18 protein-coding genes and 2 rRNA genes are annotated in these 17,334 nt (G+C 49.6%); 15 read left to right on the forward strand and 5 right to left on the reverse strand.

What is annotated here, in order from left to right; translation table 11 throughout:
• Positions 1–29 precede the first annotated feature (29 nt).
• Positions 30–758 (reverse strand): integration host factor, actinobacterial type, encoded by a 729-nt coding sequence (mihF, locus tag VNA68_02500; protein ID HVE80985.1) that lies wholly within the window; start codon positions 756–758, stop codon positions 30–32.
• Between the two features lie 208 nt (positions 759–966).
• On the opposite strand from mihF, the gene VNA68_02505 reads away from it, so the two are divergent.
• The 3 genes from VNA68_02505 (at position 967) to VNA68_02515 (ending at position 3,784) form a co-directional block, all read left to right on the forward strand.
• On the forward strand, positions 967–1,182 hold the full coding sequence (locus VNA68_02505) for a hypothetical protein (protein ID HVE80986.1): 216 nt from the start codon (positions 967–969) through the stop codon (positions 1,180–1,182).
• A gap of 98 nt (positions 1,183–1,280) precedes the next feature.
• On the forward strand, positions 1,281–2,585 hold the full coding sequence (locus tag VNA68_02510) for a ferric reductase-like transmembrane domain-containing protein (protein ID HVE80987.1): 1,305 nt from the start codon (positions 1,281–1,283) through the stop codon (positions 2,583–2,585).
• 59 nt (positions 2,586–2,644) lie between these two features.
• Positions 2,645–3,784 carry a hypothetical protein gene (locus VNA68_02515; GenBank protein ID HVE80988.1) on the forward strand — a complete coding sequence of 380 codons (1,140 nt, stop codon included), beginning with the start codon at positions 2,645–2,647 and terminating at the stop codon, positions 3,782–3,784.
• Here VNA68_02515 and VNA68_02520 read toward each other — a convergent pair.
• Complete coding sequence (locus VNA68_02520; protein HVE80989.1) at positions 3,781–3,957, reverse strand: hypothetical protein; 177 nt, start codon at positions 3,955–3,957, stop codon at positions 3,781–3,783. The two genes, VNA68_02515 and VNA68_02520, sit on opposite strands and share 4 nt — an antisense overlap.
• A 47-nt stretch (positions 3,958–4,004) precedes the next feature.
• Between VNA68_02520 and VNA68_02525 the strand changes: the two genes are divergently transcribed.
• The 5 genes from VNA68_02525 to VNA68_02545 all read left to right on the forward strand — a co-directional run bounded on the left by VNA68_02525 (position 4,005) and on the right by VNA68_02545 (position 9,157).
• Positions 4,005–4,400, forward strand: coding sequence for an SRPBCC family protein (locus VNA68_02525; GenBank protein HVE80990.1), 396 nt, complete (start codon positions 4,005–4,007; stop codon positions 4,398–4,400).
• A gap of 407 nt (positions 4,401–4,807) precedes the next feature.
• A 23S ribosomal RNA gene (locus tag VNA68_02530) occupies positions 4,808–7,922 on the forward strand.
• 171 nt (positions 7,923–8,093) lie between these two features.
• Positions 8,094–8,203 (forward strand): 5S ribosomal RNA (gene rrf / locus VNA68_02535).
• Positions 8,204–8,725: 522 nt separating this feature from the next.
• Positions 8,726–8,890, forward strand: coding sequence for a hypothetical protein (locus VNA68_02540; protein ID HVE80991.1), 165 nt, complete (start codon positions 8,726–8,728; stop codon positions 8,888–8,890).
• A 105-nt stretch (positions 8,891–8,995) separates the two neighbouring features.
• Complete coding sequence (locus VNA68_02545) at positions 8,996–9,157, forward strand: hypothetical protein (GenBank protein HVE80992.1); 162 nt, start codon at positions 8,996–8,998, stop codon at positions 9,155–9,157.
• Here VNA68_02545 and VNA68_02550 read toward each other — a convergent pair.
• Positions 9,154–9,648 carry a TrmH family RNA methyltransferase gene (locus tag VNA68_02550; protein ID HVE80993.1) on the reverse strand — a complete coding sequence of 165 codons (495 nt, stop codon included), beginning with the start codon at positions 9,646–9,648 and terminating at the stop codon, positions 9,154–9,156. The two genes, VNA68_02545 and VNA68_02550, sit on opposite strands and share 4 nt — an antisense overlap.
• A 221-nt stretch (positions 9,649–9,869) precedes the next feature.
• On the opposite strand from VNA68_02550, the gene VNA68_02555 reads away from it, so the two are divergent.
• Complete coding sequence (locus VNA68_02555) at positions 9,870–10,070, forward strand: KGG domain-containing protein (protein ID HVE80994.1); 201 nt, start codon at positions 9,870–9,872, stop codon at positions 10,068–10,070.
• A gap of 51 nt (positions 10,071–10,121) precedes the next feature.
• Here the strand turns inward: VNA68_02555 and VNA68_02560 are convergent, their stop codons facing one another.
• Together VNA68_02560 and VNA68_02565 are read right to left on the reverse strand one after the other, a co-directional pair.
• Positions 10,122–10,604 carry a hypothetical protein gene (locus VNA68_02560; protein HVE80995.1) on the reverse strand — a complete coding sequence of 161 codons (483 nt, stop codon included), beginning with the start codon at positions 10,602–10,604 and terminating at the stop codon, positions 10,122–10,124.
• 103 nt (positions 10,605–10,707) lie between these two features.
• Positions 10,708–11,523 (reverse strand): ROK family protein, encoded by an 816-nt coding sequence (locus tag VNA68_02565; protein ID HVE80996.1) that lies wholly within the window; start codon positions 11,521–11,523, stop codon positions 10,708–10,710.
• Positions 11,524–11,787: 264 nt separating this feature from the next.
• Between VNA68_02565 and VNA68_02570 the strand changes: the two genes are divergently transcribed.
• The 6 genes from VNA68_02570 (at position 11,788) to VNA68_02595 (ending at position 17,303) form a co-directional block, all read left to right on the forward strand.
• A complete protein-coding gene (locus VNA68_02570; GenBank protein HVE80997.1) occupies positions 11,788–12,123 on the forward strand; it encodes a hypothetical protein in 336 nt (111 codons plus the stop codon).
• A 124-nt stretch (positions 12,124–12,247) separates the two neighbouring features.
• Positions 12,248–13,384 (forward strand): S1 RNA-binding domain-containing protein, encoded by a 1,137-nt coding sequence (locus VNA68_02575; protein ID HVE80998.1) that lies wholly within the window; start codon positions 12,248–12,250, stop codon positions 13,382–13,384.
• A gap of 3 nt (positions 13,385–13,387) precedes the next feature.
• The gene (locus VNA68_02580; protein ID HVE80999.1) at positions 13,388–13,582 is read left to right on the forward strand and encodes a DUF448 domain-containing protein; all 195 of its coding nucleotides are present in this window, start codon (positions 13,388–13,390) and stop codon (positions 13,580–13,582) included.
• A gap of 9 nt (positions 13,583–13,591) precedes the next feature.
• The gene (gene infB / locus VNA68_02585) at positions 13,592–15,361 is read left to right on the forward strand and encodes a translation initiation factor IF-2 (protein HVE81000.1); all 1,770 of its coding nucleotides are present in this window, start codon (positions 13,592–13,594) and stop codon (positions 15,359–15,361) included.
• A gap of 12 nt (positions 15,362–15,373) precedes the next feature.
• The gene (locus tag VNA68_02590; GenBank protein HVE81001.1) at positions 15,374–15,703 is read left to right on the forward strand and encodes a ribosome-binding factor A; all 330 of its coding nucleotides are present in this window, start codon (positions 15,374–15,376) and stop codon (positions 15,701–15,703) included.
• Between the two features lie 157 nt (positions 15,704–15,860).
• Positions 15,861–17,303, forward strand: a complete 1,443-nt coding sequence (locus tag VNA68_02595) for a hypothetical protein (GenBank protein HVE81002.1) — start codon at positions 15,861–15,863, stop codon at positions 17,301–17,303.
• Positions 17,304–17,334: the final 31 nt, after the last annotated feature.

Genomic DNA, 17,334 nt, shown 5'->3' on the forward strand with positions numbered 1-17,334 from the left:
CCGTAATGGTGCGGGCTTGTGTTGTGCGCTCAGGTCAGAGCGAACTCGGGTGTCTGCGCCGAAAGAAGACTGATCTGCGGCTGCTTGGCATCCAATGCCATGCAAAGGATAGACCGCTGCCGCTCTGTGAGCGAACCGACGGATTTGTGCTCGCTGATTCCGACGCCAAACAGCAGCCTACGTGCACGGGTCTGCCCCCAGCGATTCTGAGCTCTCAGCAGTTCCATGATAGTCATGGAACCCATCTCGGGAGGGAGGTTAGTAAGTACCTCCCTGACGCTCAGCTCGCCCCGGGCAATCGCTTGCTTGCACACGGCTTGGCTGATCCGGATGGAATTGGCTCTTTCAAGGGCCTCCATGTGCTGCGACTGCGGGTGATGCCTGGCCTGGCGCTGGCTTTTACTGGCCAGCACCTTTGCTGGATCAGGCAGCTCGGCTATGATTGCCTGGCGCTGTCTGGCTGAAAGGCCGCCCAGTGTCTTGCTAGGCGAAATTTTCTTTTGCAGCAGAATCTGGCGGGTCTTGACCCTGCCGATCTTTGGGACGGCCCTCACGGCATCTACGACCTTCATAGTCGCAAGCCAGGCTGGCACATCCAGAAGAGTTTCTCGGAGATCGGCCTCACAGGCACTTAGCTGGCGCTTGAATTCAGCTCGCCGTATCCTTATCTCGTTGGCCTTTTCAAGCGCGCTCATGCGCTGGTCCAGGCTCCGCGCCGGAGGCCTGTCGCCGCTTGTTTTGGCTCCTATTCCGCTCATGTATTTTCACCTCACATGCCTCGGCCGCACGGGCCTTTTACAGTGACATTAGCAAAGGTAACATAACGGTTTTGTGAATGCATGCATAAGCGCTTTTGGGCTAGTATGGGGTTGATACCGTTGCAAAAAAGTCAATATTGCAATCCATACCCACTTTAAGCGATAATGGTTATGTAGAACAAAATAACAAAAAAGAAAGGAGGCAGCCATGGCAGATGACCAGGTAAACCCAAATCCTCAGGAAGAAACTACTGAGGAAGAAGTACAACAACCAGCAGAAGGTTCTGAAGCTACTGCCCCTGCAGCACCAGAGATTGGTGAAGCACCAGCTGAGGCAGGAGCACCAGAAGCTGTAACTCCCGAGGGTCAGCCTCAGGAGCCATCTTCTGAAGAAGGTACTGAAGAGAACCCCCCAACGGTTTAGTAGTACTTAGTTTGTTCAAGCTAAAAACCTCGCAAATGCGAGGTTTTTAGTATTTAAGGTATTTAGCCTCGGCTAAAATAGCTGTTAAACTTATATTTATGAAAGCGCAATGGCAGAAGGTGAGGTACGGATACGGGCCGGTTCTAGGCCTGATTATTTGTTTAATACCGCTTGTATTGTGGCTGCCAAGGCAACCCATAGACTCCTACTTCTCTGAGCCAAGCATTATTTTTGCCACGCTTGCTAAGATCTGCTCATTAACCGGCATTGCAATGTTCGCCTGGGCTTTGATATTAAGTGCCAGATTGAGATTTCTGGAGCGGGCGCATAACGGGCTAGATAAGGTATACCGCTACCACCACATATTCGGCGGTCTGGCATTCATATTAATAATGCTGCATCCGGTATTTCTAACCCTCAAATTCGAGGCTATAGCAAGTGGCTTATCGGCTGAACTATGGTGGAGTGGTAATTTCAGCTTAGTATTGGGGCGTTTGGCTCTGGCCGTAATGGTCTTTGCTCTAATATTTGCGTACTTTATTAAATTGAAGCACCTGGCCTGGGTAAGGGTGCATCGAATACTCGGCTTGGTTTTTATTATCGGTTCTTGGCATGCCTTGGCGGTTCGGGGTCAGCTAGACGTCAATCCGCCCCTGTTTTCTTATATGCTTACACTTATGAGCCTGGGGAGTCTGGCCTATTTTTACCATTCTATTTTTGGGACACTCTTAATTAAACGCTTTCGGTATACCGTAGAGAGGGTGGAGCGTCCAGCCCGCGATATTACAGAAATCATCTTAAAGCCAAAACGCTGGCCAATTATCTTTACCCCGGGCCAGTTTGCCTTTGTTAGTGTGCGTGATCCTCATGTAGATACTGAGGCGCACCCATACTCTTTTGCCGGGAGTAGCCATGAGCGCAGCGTTAGGTTCGTAGTTAAGGCCCTGGGCGATCACACCCGAAAGCTAGAGGATGTCTTGCCGGGTTCGGAGGTGATATTAGAAGGTCCTTACGGCCGGTTCAGTCATTTAAATATGTCAAAGAGGCGGCAGATTTGGGTGGCTGGGGGTATCGGTATAACACCCTTTTTAAGCATGGCTCATAGCTTATCGGCACGGTACAAGGTAGACCTATATGATTGCAATAAAACTGCGGGGGAGGCTGTATATGCCAAAGAATTGCAGGCGCTGGCAGATAAGAATCCGAACTTTCGGCTGATTCAGGTTTGTGAGGATGAAGACGGTTTTGTGAGCGCCCAGATGATCAAGGAAGCATCGGGTGATTTAACAAATGCCGATATATTAATCTGCGGGCCGCCGCAAATGGCTGACGCGCTAATGGGTCAGTTCGAGGATTTGGGTATTGATCCCGACCGCCTGCACTTCGAAGATTTCCGGTATTAGTTCTGGCTTGCCGAAAGTAAAACAGAGGGGCATAATTACATTAGATAAGTGAGGGTGGTATGAAAAAGCTGTTTTTATTTTTAATCTTTGGCCTGTTAGTTACTGCTGTGCCAGTATCGGCTGCTGTAACAAAAGGCGGGGAAGTGCCTCGGGTTGAAGCTGGGGAGATCGTTAACGATGACCTATTTATAGGTGGAGAGAGCGTAGAGATTCATGGAACAGTTAACGGCGATGTTTATGCCGCCAGCAGCAAGCGCCTGAGTATTTCCGGAACTGTTAACGGCGATGTGATTGCTGTAGCCGGAGAAACTCTGGAGATCACCGGAACAGTCAAAGGCAGCGTTAGAACAATCAGTTCGGTTCTAAACCTTACAGGAGCCAGTGTCGGCAATAGCTTGAGTGCGTTTGCCGAAAGCATGACGCTCGATAAAGATTCATCGGTTGCCGGCGGGTTGATTTTCGCCGGTAGTGATGCGGCTATTCGCGCTAAAGTCGGTCGGGGTATTACTGGAGCAGCAGGTGCCGTTAGTCTGGATAATGAAGTCGGTCGGGATGTTAGATTATCAGCCAGTGAGCTGACTCTTAATTCCGGTACCAAGATTAATGGCAATTTAACGTATGATTCTGAGAAAGATTTAATCAGGAATCAGGGTGCGGTTGTAACGGCCGGTGTGAAACGAGTAGAGAGAGAAAAGAAAGAGCAGCAGCCAGTCGGCGGACCGAATTGGACAATGATAGTTTGGGGATTTGTAAGTATGGCCCTAGTCGGCCTGGCCTTAATCCGCTTTATGCCAACAGCAGCCCCGGGTATAGCCGGAGCTATCAGTAATCGGCCATGGGCGGCTCTGGGCTTCGGTTTCCTGGCTTTGATATCGATTTTGCCGGCCTGCTTCATACTGCTTTTCAGTCTTGTAGGTATCCCATTAGGTATTCTGCTATTTGTCGGTTTTATGGTGGCAGCTTACCTTTCGACTGTGTTTGTGGCGCTGGCCTTTGGCGGCGCGATTGCTGCCCGCACCCAGCGGCCAGCAAGCAACTATGCATACTTTTTAATCGGTTTAACGCTATTGACGATTCTGGGTATTATTCCATTCATTGGTGGATGGGTGAAGTTTGCTACCGCACTGCTCGGTTTAGGTGGAATTGCAATATACGAAAACATCAGACTGGCTGGGCCGCGTAAAACCCCACAAGCCTAGCTTTTTTCTGGCGGCAGCTCTTTCTCCAGCTCCTTCGGATCGCCATAAACCTCACGTTCAACCTCACTGGCGTACGGCAAATCTTCGGTTGGGTCACCGTGTACTTCACGCTCGATTTCTTCGGCTAGTTTTTGATCTTTCTCTGACTCAGGATTGTAACCGGGTATTTCCATATAAACCTTTCTTGCATTATTAATATTTTATATCGATACTTTAAGTAATGAAAACGATTAAGCAATCTGTAATATTCGACTGCCCGGCGCATGCGGTATATGCAGCATTCATGAGTGAGAAAAAGCATGCCGAATTTACTCACGCACCAGCATCTATCGAACCAAAGGTGGGCGGAAAATACACCGCTTATGAGGACGGACTGGTGGGGGAGTTTATCAAACTAGTGCCCGACGAGCTCATCGGCATGAAGTGGCGCTGTGTAATGGACGGCTGGCCGGAAGATCATTATTCCACAATTACCATCGAGCTGAATCAAACATCAGACGGAACCGAACTCGAGCTTACACAGACTGATGTGCCTGACGCGTGTGAAGAATCAATCGCGGCTGGCTGGCATGAGTTCTACTGGGAGCCGATGCAAGAGTTGCTGGATAGGGATTAAGCCCCTCGCTTTTTGATGCAAAAAAGTTGTAATTTTATCTGCAAAAAGGGTTTACACTATATCCTGTTTCTGATAAATTAATAGAAATCGATGAGGAGCTCATATATGAGTAGACAACTTACTAATAACGGCGGAGTCGCAGGAGACGGTTAGATATAAGTTTGTCTGTTTGAATGTGAGCTCCGCTGAGGTTAATCCCGAAGCGGAGTTTTAAGTTGCTTGAAAAATCGACTTTATCAGAATAGCGCATCCCTCGGGCTGCATTCATCTGACTAAAGTCTTATACAGTGATTAATTTGCTCAATTAATTAATCACTTTTAGGGTAAAAATATTCATTTATTAAATGGTTAATAAATGAATGCAATTTATGGTGATTTGAAATTACAAATCGCTAGTTAAATCGAGTAAAGAAGAATGGAAAGGGCACATGATGGATGCCTTGACGTAATGGAGCCGAAGAAGGACGTAGAAGGCTGCGATAAGCCTCGGTAAGCTGCCAATCAAGCTTTGACCCGGGGATTTCCGAATGGGGCAACCCATCCTGAGTAATGTCAGGATACCGCTACCTGAATCTATAGGGTAGCCGGAGGGCACGTGGTGAACTGAAACATCTAAGTAGCCACAGGAAGAGAAAGAAACCTCAATTCCCTTAGTAGTGGCGAACGAAAAGGGAAGAGCCTAAACCTATTTAACTCTCGCGTGCTTGCACGTGAGTAAGCTGGCAGGCGAATGTTAATTAGGGGTTGTGAGATTCAAACGACCATTACACAGCACTCCTATTTGGAGTCTTGTGTAATGCGACGCGAGCACTGCCACGCGCGCGGTAAGGTTACAAAATTGCAAGTTAGAGGAAGTACCTGGAAAGGTATACCAAAGAGAGTGAAAGTCTCGTACTCAAAAATTTGCAGTCCTTATGTTTGTATCTCGAGTAGGTCGGGACACGAGAAACCCTGATCGAATCCGGGAGGACCACCTCCCAAGGCTAAATACTCCATACGATCGATAGCGAACTAGTACCGTGAGGGAAAGGTTAAAAGAACCCCGGGAGGGGAGTGAAATAGAACCTGAAATCATGTGCTTACAAAGAGTCGGAGCACCCTTGTGGTGTGACGGCGTGCTTTTTGTAGAACGATCCAGCGAGTTAATTTCAGCAGCGTTAGGTTAAGTCGAATGACGGAGCCGTAGTGAAAGCGAGGCTTAATAGGCCGATCAAAGTTGCTGGGATTAGACCCGAAACCGGGCGAGCTAACCATGGGCAGGCTGAAGCGTCGGTAAAACGGCGTGGAGGGCCGAACCAGAGTATGATGCAAAATGCTTGGATGACCTGTGGTTAGAGGTGAAATGCTAATCGAGCTCGGAGATAGCTGGTTCTCCTCGAAATAGCTTTAGGGCTAGCGTCACGAATTAACTTCCGGGGGTAGAGCTCTGATTGGAACTGGGGTCCGCAAGGATACCCACTCCTGTCAAACTGCGAATACCGGAAGCAACTACCGTGGCAGTCAGAAAGTGGGGGCTAAGCTCCATTTTCAAAAGGGAAACAGCCCAGACCGCCATCTAAGGCCCCTAAATCTATGCTAAGTGGGAAACGATGTGAAGTTGCATGGACAACCAGGATGTGGGCTTAGAAGCAGCCATGCATTTAAAGAGTGCGTAACAGCTCACTGGTCAATTGTGACTTTGCGCGGAAAATGTAACGGGGCTAAAGCATAGTGCCGAAGATGCGGATCCCGACTTTGTCGGGGTGGTAGAGGAGCGTTCCTCGGGCGTTGAAGCCGAGCCGGAAGGCCAGGTGGAGCGCGGGGAAGTGAGAATGCTGGAATGAGTAACCATAAGACAGGTGAGAATCCTGTCCACCGTAAGAGCAAGGTTTCCTGGGCAACGATCATCGTCCCAGGGTTAGTCGGGCCTAAGCCGAGGCGAGTAGCGTAGGCGATGGACAACGGGTTAATATTCCCGTACCGGCTACAAAGTTCCCTTGAGGTGCGCGGCATGGTAGTCTGAGCGGGATATGGTAATGCCCGTCTAAGTGTCTAGTCTTCGGACGAAGCACAAATGAAAGACCCGTAAAACGGTTGATTCAGATAAGCCAAGCCGACCAGAAAAGCCTCTTGGTAAATATTTGTAGCTGCCCGTACCGCAAACCGACTCAGGTGCTCGGGTCGAGTAGACCAAGGTGTTCGAGAGAACCTTCGTTAAGGAACTCGGCAATACAGCGGCCGTAACTTAGGGATAAGGCCTGCCTGGTTATCTTCGGATAGCTGGGCCGCAGCGAAAGAGTCTAGGCGACTGTTTAACAAAAACACAGGTCTCTGCTAACACGAAAGTGGAAGTATAGGGGCTGACGCCTGCCCAGTGCTGGAAGGTTAAGGGGAGAAGTGCAAGCTTTGAACTGAAGCCCCAGTAAACGGCGGCGGTAACTATAACCGTCCTAAGGTAGCGAAATTCCTTGTCGGGTAAGTTCCGACCTGCACGAATGGCGTAACGATCTAGACACTGTCTCAACGAAGGACTCGGTGAAATTGCAATAACGGTAAAGATGCCGTTTACCCGCACCAAGACGGAAAGACCCCGTGGAGCTTTACTACAGCTTGGCATTGGGCCAGGTTGCGGCATGTGTAGCATAGGTGGGAGGCTTTGAAGCCAAGGCGCTAGCTTTGGTGGAGCCACCAGTGAAATACCACCCTTGTCGTAACTTAGTCCTAACCAGGACCGCAACTTGCGGATAATCCGATGCAAGGCAGGTAATAAGCAACACATAGTTTCATTCATGAAACTGCTTTTTCTATAACTCAACTTGTCTTGTTAAACGATAATCCTCAGGTTCCGGTTCTGGAACAGTGTCTGGTGGGTAGTTTAACTGGGGCGGTTGCCTCCTAAAGAGTAACGGAGGCGTTCAAAGGTTGGCTAAGTACGGATGGAAATCGTACTGGTAGTGCAAACGCATAAGCCAGCTTGACTGTGAGGCCTACAAGCCGAGCAGGTGCGAAAGCAGGAGTTAGTGATCCGCTGTCACACTGTAGAATTTATTCTGCAAGAAAGTGGAATCGGCAGCGCTCAACGGATAAAAGCTACCCCGGGGATAACAGGCTTATAGCGCCCAATAGTTCACATAGACGGCGCTGTTTGGCACCTCGATGTCGGCTCGTCCTATCCTGGGGCTGGAGCAGGTCCCAAGGGTTTGGCTGTTCGCCAATTAAAAGGGTACGCGAGCTGGGTTCAGAACGTCGTGAGACAGTTCGGTCCCTATCTGGTGTGGGCGTAAGGAAATTTGAGAAGAGCTGCTCCTAGTACGAGAGGACCGGAGTGGACGAACCTCTGGTGTATCGGTTGTCGTACCAACGGCATTGCCGAGTAGCTAAGTTCGGACGGGATAAGTGCTGAAAGCATATAAGCACGAAGCCCCCTTCAAGATAAGATTTCCCCATTAGACCCCATGTAGACTACGTGGTTGATAGGCGCTAGGTGTAAGTGCAGTAATGCATTCAGCCGAGGCGTACTAATTGGTCGATTGGCTTTTTTACTCATTCCGTCAGCTGCAATCTTCGGATTGCTTCTGTCGGGAAGTATTTAACTAGCGGTTTGTGGTTTGCAAAAACCATGCACCTTTTACCTTTACTTAGGGTTGCCTGCTACAAGTGGGTGATTCTACTCGACTAAAGCGTCGAGGCCGCAGCTGAATAATCAGCTTTGGCCCCGGTGCTTTTAGCGGGGAGGCCACACCTGTTCCCATCCCGAACACAGAAGTTAAGCTCCCCAGCGGCGATGATACTCACTTTGTGGGGAAAGTAGCACGGTGCCGGATTATCAAAAAGACCTTTGCGCAAGCAGGGTCTTTTTGTATTGATGGCAGTTAGGATAGGGTGTAAACTGCGCCGTAAGCACCTTGAAAGGGGAGTGTGTGTCTTATAGCTTTGATACACCTTTTTCATCCAATACCGGCAGTACAAAGGGATCCGAAGTATTACTACAAGGTCTCGATCTAACTACGCTTTCAGGTAGGGATGTTATATCAGTAGATACACGGCATAGCCTGTATAAGATACTTTTGCTTGAGCCCGACGACCAGGAGCCACCCCTTTGGCTGGCGGAGGTGCAGGGGAGCGGGGTTTTCTTCACGGACCCTACCCAGCTATATTTGATAGGATCGGATTCAGGATTCTTCCGGCGCCATCCAGGACAAGGAGTTAATCTACAGGAATTGATTAATTGTCATATAGTGCAGCAGTTGCCGCTTGTGGTTACCGACGAAGATGACACCTGTATAGTACTTAGCCCCACCGAGCACGTATGGGTAAATGGCCAGCGCTTTTTTTAAGGTGTCGCGATGAGCACTCTAGAGGTAACCCTCGTTGTAATTGGCCTTCCAGCGTTTACCATAGGGCTTGGGCTTGCCATCGTTTCTCTGGAAGAGGATACCAGAAGCAATCTTTGGCTCGGTCTGCCAGTGGTGGCAGCTGGAGCTATTCTAATCTGGCTGGGCGTGAAATAATGGCTCCCTCCAAGGGCAAGAAAGCTCTTGGAGGGAGTGTAGACCTACTTTCAGTAGGTCTTTTATTTGTGTGTTATGCTAAAGCTAATTAATGTGAGGGTAAAAATGGCAGAGAATAACCAACCAGCAAAAGGCGGCGGCTACGGCAAGCGCCCATTATGGCAATGGATTCTTTTATATCTCGTAGTAGGCGGTGCGCTTTACTACGTTATTTATGTGCTATTTATTGCTGGTGGCCAGGGTAATGGCGCCGGTTACAGCTACTAGTTTCTAATTAGCTGATAAATCGCGATTCCGGCAGCAACGCTGACATTCAGCGACTCCTTGCTGCCGGCTTGTGGTATACATAGCACTTCATCGCACATATTTAATATTCTCTCACTGACACCGCTTACTTCGTTGCCTACGATTAAAGCAGCCGGCAGCTTAGGCTTAAAATCTAAAATATTAGTTGCGTTCGGAGCTAATTCCAATACATAAATTACCCAGCCATTTTGGTGTAAGTATGAAACCGCTTGGCTTGTATCATTATAGTACTCAATTTTTACTGTCTTCTCTGCGCCGAGCGCAGACTTAGCTATTTCGCGGGTATTACGGTTAATTACTACCGGGTCGCGTGCATCTTTTGGCAGGCGCGGGTAGGGAGTAGTACCGCAGCAAATTATATGGTTTACACCTGCAGAATCGCATGTTCTAAGCAGGCTACCTACATTATAGGAACTGCGTAAATTGTCTAAAATAAGCGTAAGTTGAACCATATGTATACTCAATTATATAGCATTACGAATACAGCAAAAATATTGAGCACAAAAAGTATTTGACAACATAAGCTCTTTCTGTTAGTATATAAACCGTAGTAAACCACTTATGGTCGTACTAACAAAATAATGCAAAAAGCATTACAGGCGGTTTGTTAAAACAACTAAAGCGGTTAACAAGTGTCTCTGACACAATAGTAAGCAATTAAAGGAGAATTAATATGCCAGGTACACCCGCAGGAGGCCGAAAAGCTGCAGCTACTAACAAGCAGCGTTACGGAATGAACTTCTATATGACCATTGGCCGCAAAGGCGGTCAGATCAGCCGTGGTGGTGGTTTTGCCCACAACCCGGAACTAGCTCGTGTTGCCGGCCGCAAAGGCGGTCAGGCTAGTCGTCGGCGCAAGTCGAACGAACAATAAAAACGTAAAATAGATCCTAAAAAGGCTCCCGTAAGGGGGCCTTTTTAGTTGTCAGGCTGAAGCGTTAGAGAGTGTAGGTGGTTCGTAGCGGTAGGTAATGGTTCTTTTTACCCGGCGGTCTTTACGCCAGTTCACAGTCCACTCCGAGCCACAGACAAAACAGCCGTATGAATCACGTCCTTTCTGCAGGCTGAAGTTCTTGCAGTCCGGGCAGGTAGCCCGGCGGCTCAGCCAGGTGTCATATGTATCTATACAGCTGGCAATGTGGGCCTCATTAACCTTAATTCCATACTGGCCGGCCAGCTTTCGAGTTAGCTCCCAGGCGTCCATTTCCATATTAATAAGTTCTATATCGTATTTGTAGATTTTGTGGTTTAAAAGTCCGTGACAGATTTCGTGCAGCAGGCCCAGGCGTCCGCCTTGAGTCTTTATGCGCCGCTGGTCGTACATAATAGTCTTGTCATACGGCGACCACATGAAGAACCCTCCCGGGATAAAATTGAACTGGTCTTCGTATTGCTTAATTAAATCCACTAACCCTCCGGCCTGACAGCTACCCTTGGAAGTCGCCGCCAATTTACTGCAACATGTTTGAAAGTATATGCCCGCATCTTCAGCGGTTCAAGCTTAAGCGTGATTATTTCTGTTTTAGTTTTGAGGCTAAGATTAATGCTCCGTAGGCCGGTGCTGTCTCGATGAATTTAGCTGGCACAATCGGGGGTAGAGGGTAGAGCGGCTTGCAGGATTTGAGGTGCTTAATTAAAGGCTTTTCGAACTTTTTAAAGTGGACATTAACCCCGCCCCCCATAACAACGATTGAAGGGGAGATAGTGGTGATTAAATTGTATATTCCCTGGGCCATATCATGGGCCAATTCATCCCAGATTTTGGCTTGAGTGATTTCATAACCATAAACCCCGAAGCGCCGCTTAATGGCCGGGCCTGAAACAGCCCGCTCCAGCTCCTCGGCTTGGTTTTCGGCGTGAATCAGCATATGCCCTCCCTCTGGGTCATACGCGCCGTGGTAAATCTGACCATCCATAATGATACCTGTACCTACACCAGTAGAAATCGTCACATACAAGACGTAGTCATAGCCTTTGGCGGCTCCCAGCTTTGCTTCGGCCAAGGCGGCCACGTTACAGTCCTTTTCCAATACAACTGGCACTTTAAAGTGGTTTTTGAGGTGGCTTGTGACATTCACCGGCTCCCACCCCATATTGGGAGTTTTGAGAATCATGCCCTTTTTTCTGTCTTGCGGTCCTGGTGCGGCAACAGCGATGGATTTAACTTTCTTGTTCCCGGCCACTTGCTCTATAACGTGCGTCATCTCTACCATTCCTTGGTGGGCATGATGGGGGGTAGGGAACTTCTGACTGGCCAATATCTTGTAATCGTCGTCTCCGCCCACGACCAGAATTTTAGATGCACCGATGTCTACGCCGATATTCATACTATTAGTATAGCGCTTACGGTTTATTATACGCAAAGCCCTTTAAATAATATTGACTTTATAGAGCATAAATGTTATACTTGCGTTCATTCTTTAGGATTAGGGATGGGGCGTGTGAGGTGGAGAATAAATATGAGTGCTCACCTCCTTGTATTGTCTTCTCTCCGCGTCCCTTCCGTGCTCCCGAAGAATGTACTTTGCAGCTTACCGTTCGCCGGTAAGCTGTTTTGTTGTATACTAAGGGCAATTCAAGGGGTAGAAAAAATGAATAGGGAAACAGTAAAAACATTGGGCGGCCTGATAATAGTTGCGGTAATTGTGGCGGCGACCTTTATGTACGGCAATCAGCAGCGAGAGGCCCAGCAGCGCCGTGACCAAGATTTGAAAAAACAGCAACAGACGCAGCAACCTAAGGTTGATACTGGCGGGCAGCAGAGCCAGCCCCTACAGGGAGGTGCTCAGCCGCCTATTAATGCCACCAGAACTCCGGAGACAGGAGGAGAGTTGGCATATTTGGCTGGTCTTACTGCAATAGCCTTGCTTTGGCGGATCAACCGCCAGTCTCAAAAAGCTGTACGCCAGGCAGCACTCAGCCACTAAAAAAACGAAAATTCTAAGACCAACTGGAGTAATCAGCTTGCTTCTGGGTGGCAGGTCGCGTAAAATAATCATTAATCACTCGAGGTGCGAGTGAAAATTTTTTTGAAGGGAGATTATTTTACGAATGCCCGTAAAGAGTACAGCTAAGAAAATTACTATGGAGGAGCTACTCGAGCAGCAGCCGGTAGCGGCTATTCGGGTTGGAGATGTCGTAGAAGGCACCGTAGTCGATGTTGATAAGCATGAGATATGGCTTGACCTAGGGCCTAAGGGTACTGGCCAGGTCATAGGCCGAGAAATTGAGCAGTCTGAAGACATTAAGCCCGGCGACACTATTAGTGCCGGTGTGCTTGATCCTGAAAGTGACGACGGGGTAGTGATACTCAGTCTTAAGAAAGTTGCTAAGGAAAAAGGCTGGGAAGCCTTGAGCGAAAAATTAGCTTCGGGTGAAGTCTTTACGATTTATCCATACGATGCCAACAAAGGAGGACTGCTGGTGGAAGCAGAGGGTATTCGCGGCTTTTTGCCCGTGTCACAGCTCTCAGCAGAGAACTACCCGCGGGTTTCTGGGGCAGATAAAGATGAGATTCTGCACCGCCTGACAAACTTAATCAATAAGCCTTTGCAGGTCAGAGTACTAGACCTTGATCGGCGCGAGAACAAGCTGATCGTTTCTGAGAAAGCCGCCCGACGGGAAGATACTGAGAGCAAGGTTTCTCAGTTGAAGGTTGGACAGACCGTAAAGGGGCTTGTGACCGGTGTGGTAGATTTCGGAATTTTTGTAAATGTCGATGGCATTGAAGGCCTGGTGCATATTTCGGAAATTGCCTGGGATAGAGTAGAAAATCCATCAAAGTATGTGAAGATCGGCCAGGAGATCGAGGCCAAGATTATTGCGATAGACCGCGACAAGCTTTCGCTTTCCATCAAGCAACTACAGGAGGACCCATGGCAATCAGAGGTTGAAGGTCTGAAAGTTGGAGGTGAGGTCGAAGGAAAGATTACCCGCATTACGCCATTTGGGGCGTTTGTGCAGGTAACTCCAGTGGTCGAAGCTCTAGTTCACATTTCGGAGCTAAGCGACAGCCATATAGAAGATCCCAACAAGCTGGTGAAGCTGGGTGAGAAGAAAAGATTCCGGATTATCGCCATAGATTCTGAGGCACACAAGCTTTCGCTCAGCTTAAAAAAGCCAGAAAAGGCTTCAGGAGCCGCTAAGGCCACTGCAAAACCGGCCGAGACGCCTGCTAAGGAGGCTTAAGTCGTGCCGGCACGTCCGCTTAGGCGCTGTCGGGTCTGTCGTATTCAAAAGCCGAAAGGTGAGCTTATGCGTTGGGTTAAGAAAAATGGTACATTAATGCCTGATACCACCCAGCGCCAGCCAGGCAGAGGCTACTATGTCTGCAGCGAGGCGCATGCGGGCAAACTGGCTGAGATTATTCGTAAAACGGGTCGATAAGGAGTAGAAATGGCCGAAATCAAACAAGACAGCAAGACCGTTCAGATAGCACCGATTGTAGGAGTGGGGGAGTTCGCGTCGAAATTAGGCCTGCCCGTTACGACCGTGATCGCCGAGCTAATGAAGAATGGTGTGATGGCTACCATTAATGAACAGATAGATTTTGATACGGCTGCTATTATCGGTACCGATTTAGGGTACGACGTGCAGCCGGAGCCAGTAGAGGCGGCTCCAGCTCCCAAGGTAACCGCCAAAGATGACAAGGCCGGTGAATCGCGACCACCAGTGGTTGCGGTAATGGGGCATGTCGATCACGGTAAAACTTCATTGCTAGATGCGATTCGCTCCACCGATATTGCGACCAAAGAGGCCGGGGGCATTACTCAGCACATCGGTGCCTACCAGATTAAAAGAGGGGAGCGCTGGATAACATTCCTGGATACACCTGGGCACGAGGCTTTCTCGGCCATTCGCGCTCACGGAGCCAAACTGACCGATGTGGCAATTATTGTAGTAGCGGCTGATGACGGCGTAAAACCTCAGACCAAGGAGGCGATTCGCTACGCCAAAGAGGCTGGAGTGCAGATCGTAATTGCGATAAATAAGATAGATAAAGAAGGAGCTGATTCAAACCGTGTACGGCAAGAATTGGGTGAACTAGAGCTGGTACCGGAGGAGTGGGGCGGCAAAACCGTAATGGTCGATGTGTCGGCTAAAGCCGGCCAAAATATCGATAAACTACTGGACATGGTTCTACTCGTAGCCGATATTGAAGACCTGCGCACCGTTAAAGACCGTCCGGCCGATGGCTGGATTATTGAATCGCATGTGGAATCAGGCCGGGGGCCGACAGCTACCGTCTTAATACATAATGGCACTCTAAACGTCGGTGATTATATGGCGGCCGGGGGCACTTATGTAAAGATCCGCAGCCTGTCAGATTACCGTGGCCGGAGGATTAAACAGGCTACCGGCGGGATGCCGGCTGTGGTTACCGGCTTTAAGGCGGTGCCTAGTTTTGGGGATTACTTTAAAGAGTTTGAGAACGAAAAGCTGGCGCGTGATTTTGCGGTGCAGAACCAGCGTCAGGACTCTATTAAGAGCATGGTAAAAGTTAAAAAAATCGAAGTCAGTGATCTAACCGATGCTATTTCGGCTGGTGAGGTGCGCGAACTGAATGTGGTCATCAAGGCCGACGTTCAGGGCTCACTAGAGTCTTTACAGGACAGTCTAAAGACTCTCGGTAACGAAGAAGTGGCTATTCGCGTTGTGTCGCAGGCACTGGGAGATGTGAGCGAATCAGACATTAATTTTGCGGCCGCCTCAGGTGCTTTGGTACTAGGATTTAATGTCGGCATTAGCTCGGCCGTTAAGCAATTGGCTACCCGGGAGAACGTAGATGTACGCTTGTACAAGGTGATTTATGAGCTACTGGATGATATGCGGGCGGGATTAAGCCAGATGCTGCCGCCAGAGATTATTGAAACTGTGGTAGGTAAACTTAAGATATTAGGTGTTTTTAAAACCACCAAAGCCTTTGTAGTCTGCGGCGGTGAAGTGACAGAGGGTAAGGTGGAGCCGGGTCTAAAAGTCCGTATTTCGCGAGCGAAAGAGATTATAGGAACCGGTACGGTCGATAATGTTCAGAAGGAAAAGAACCAAGTAAAAGAAGCTGCCAAAGGCGAGCAGTGCGGTATGCACATAGTTACAGCCACACCGATTAATATCGATGATCGATTGGAATTTTATAAGACAGAAGAGCGCAAGCGCTCACTTTAAGAGCGGAGTAAAATGAATCAGCGAGTACTTAAAGTCGAAAGTGTCTTACGCCAAATCACGGCTTCCGAGCTGGCAAAGCTCTCTAGTTACTCGGCTCATATTACAGTTACAGATGTAGATGTTTCTCCCGATATGCGCAATGGCATTATTTGGATAGGTATCATGGCGGGGAGCGCGGATGAGAGAGATAATATTCAGAAACATATTGAGGGCCTAAGGGGCGAGATACAGTCAGCAGTAGCCGCTGGACTGAAAAGCAAGCGCACACCTCGGATTACCTTTAAGCTTGATACTGGCGGTGAGCACGCAGATAAAATCGATAGGCTGATTAAAGGCCTCTAACAGCTTAAGAAGCATTGACTTTTGTCACTCAAGATGCTAAAGTATTCACTTTACGTGAGGTAGGCAGAGGCTGCGCCTTGGACATTGAAAGCCGAAAAGTTAACCAGTTAAGGGTTGTGAACCCTTATTAACAAAAAACCGACTCAGGAGGTATAGCATGGCTCGCAAGAGCGGCAAAAAGCGGCGCACCGAACGAGGCCGCAAGCCATTCAAGCCTGCTGAGTCCAATGGATCCAAGCAGGTTTTGGGTGGTCTCAGCGAACTGGGCGAGGCTGTGGCAAACGGCGCGCTAGGCGAGGAGATGGCAAGGGAGGTTAGCACTCTCGATCAGCCAGCTATGCATCAGTGCGTTGGCACCAAGAAATCGGGTGAGCGCTGTGGCATGAAGGTCAAGATGACCAACCGTGAGATTCAGGAGGGGAAGGAGCCGCGCTGCGGACACCACCCACTGCAGAAGAAGCCAGCCAGACCGAGGCAGTCTGTTTCAATACCGCAAACATCACCGTCAAAGGAGACGATCCAGATGGCTGACATCAGCCGCATACAAGAGATGTCCGTTCAGGACATCATGGAGCAGATCGACCCGCAGGATCTCAGCCAGGAAGAAGCGAAAGCTGTCCTGGCCTCTATCCTGGGCCGCCGCCGTAGGAAGGTGACTGTTCCTTTTGTGCCGGATGAAAGTCAAGATGATCTGACTTTCTACGGCAACAAGGTCTGGTACAAGTCCCTGATTGACGGCGACGGAGAAGAAGATCCTCTCGGCAACTCGGGACGGATCAGCTACGGCCTGAAGGACTTCGAGAGGATGATCGACCGCAAAAGGCCGGTTCGCTCGATTTCTGCCAAGCTGGTCGGTTATATAATCGGCCTGTTGTTTGCGATTGGGGTGATCAAGGATGATTCTGACACCCCGGGGGCGAGAGCCTATCGCAAGGCACTTGCCTTCTCACTCGTAGGGGGCAAGACCCTAGACGAGTTGATGGACGAGGAGGCTAAGAAGGAGGCTGAGCGCCGTGAGCGGCAGCAGCAGAAGCGCATCCAGCAGAAGCTGACTCAGGCTCGTGAGGACGAAAACAAGCCGGAATCAGAGCCGGCTGAGCAGCCCCAGGCGGCCCAAACCGATGATACGGCTACGGAGGAGTCTCTCGAAGAGACCCCTCCAGCCGCACCGGAGGTGCCGGCCGAAGTCCCGACTGAGGAGCCAAAGGCCGAGAGACCGGTTCCTCTACCTCAGGAAGAGGAGAAGCCGAAAACCTCTCAGTCGCAGAGAAGTGAGAGGCCGCAACGCCCCCAGAAGCCCCAGTCTCCGCCCACTCGACCCGAAAGGGAGCCGGTGGCTGAGCCCGAGGCAGAAGGGAGTAACGGCAAAGGCAATGATGCCGAGCTCGCTGAGCTGCGCAAGGAAGTAAATCAGCTCAAAAGCTACCCCGCTGTGAGGGCGGAGCTGTTGCGCCAAGAGGTCAGGAACCTGCGTGAGCAGGCAGTGCGCCTGATCTCAGAGGCCGATGCCAAGGATGCAGAAGCCGAAGCACTACTTGGCACACCGCAGCCGGTGGAGAAGCCCAAGAAGGGTATTCTCTCCAAGCTGACTGGCGGCTGAGCCGCACAAGTACTGGGGAGGGCACGATGCC

The sequence above is a fragment of the Candidatus Dormiibacterota bacterium genome (genome assembly GCA_035536395.1).
Lineage (GTDB): Bacteria > Patescibacteriota > Saccharimonadia > UBA4664 > DATLOE01 > DATLOE01.

What these genes read in the sequence shown, in the direction of transcription:
- mihF (HVE80985.1), bottom strand. Translation starts at nt 758, where the DNA reads ATGAGCGGAATAGGAGCCAAAACAAGCGGCGACAGGCCTCCGGCGCGG.
- VNA68_02505 (HVE80986.1), top strand. Translation starts at nt 967, where the DNA reads ATGGCAGATGACCAGGTAAACCCAAATCCTCAGGAAGAAACTACTGAG.
- VNA68_02510 (HVE80987.1), top strand. Translation starts at nt 1,281, where the DNA reads ATGAAAGCGCAATGGCAGAAGGTGAGGTACGGATACGGGCCGGTTCTA.
- VNA68_02515 (HVE80988.1), top strand. Translation starts at nt 2,645, where the DNA reads ATGAAAAAGCTGTTTTTATTTTTAATCTTTGGCCTGTTAGTTACTGCT.
- VNA68_02520 (HVE80989.1), bottom strand. Translation starts at nt 3,957, where the DNA reads ATGGAAATACCCGGTTACAATCCTGAGTCAGAGAAAGATCAAAAACTA.
- VNA68_02525 (HVE80990.1), top strand. Translation starts at nt 4,005, where the DNA reads ATGAAAACGATTAAGCAATCTGTAATATTCGACTGCCCGGCGCATGCG.
- VNA68_02540 (HVE80991.1), top strand. Translation starts at nt 8,726, where the DNA reads ATGAGCACTCTAGAGGTAACCCTCGTTGTAATTGGCCTTCCAGCGTTT.
- VNA68_02545 (HVE80992.1), top strand. Translation starts at nt 8,996, where the DNA reads ATGGCAGAGAATAACCAACCAGCAAAAGGCGGCGGCTACGGCAAGCGC.
- VNA68_02550 (HVE80993.1), bottom strand. Translation starts at nt 9,648, where the DNA reads ATGGTTCAACTTACGCTTATTTTAGACAATTTACGCAGTTCCTATAAT.
- VNA68_02555 (HVE80994.1), top strand. Translation starts at nt 9,870, where the DNA reads ATGCCAGGTACACCCGCAGGAGGCCGAAAAGCTGCAGCTACTAACAAG.
- VNA68_02565 (HVE80996.1), bottom strand. Translation starts at nt 11,523, where the DNA reads ATGAATATCGGCGTAGACATCGGTGCATCTAAAATTCTGGTCGTGGGC.
- VNA68_02570 (HVE80997.1), top strand. Translation starts at nt 11,788, where the DNA reads ATGAATAGGGAAACAGTAAAAACATTGGGCGGCCTGATAATAGTTGCG.
- VNA68_02575 (HVE80998.1), top strand. Translation starts at nt 12,248, where the DNA reads ATGCCCGTAAAGAGTACAGCTAAGAAAATTACTATGGAGGAGCTACTC.
- infB (HVE81000.1), top strand. Translation starts at nt 13,592, where the DNA reads ATGGCCGAAATCAAACAAGACAGCAAGACCGTTCAGATAGCACCGATT.
- VNA68_02590 (HVE81001.1), top strand. Translation starts at nt 15,374, where the DNA reads ATGAATCAGCGAGTACTTAAAGTCGAAAGTGTCTTACGCCAAATCACG.
- VNA68_02595 (HVE81002.1), top strand. Translation starts at nt 15,861, where the DNA reads ATGGCTCGCAAGAGCGGCAAAAAGCGGCGCACCGAACGAGGCCGCAAG.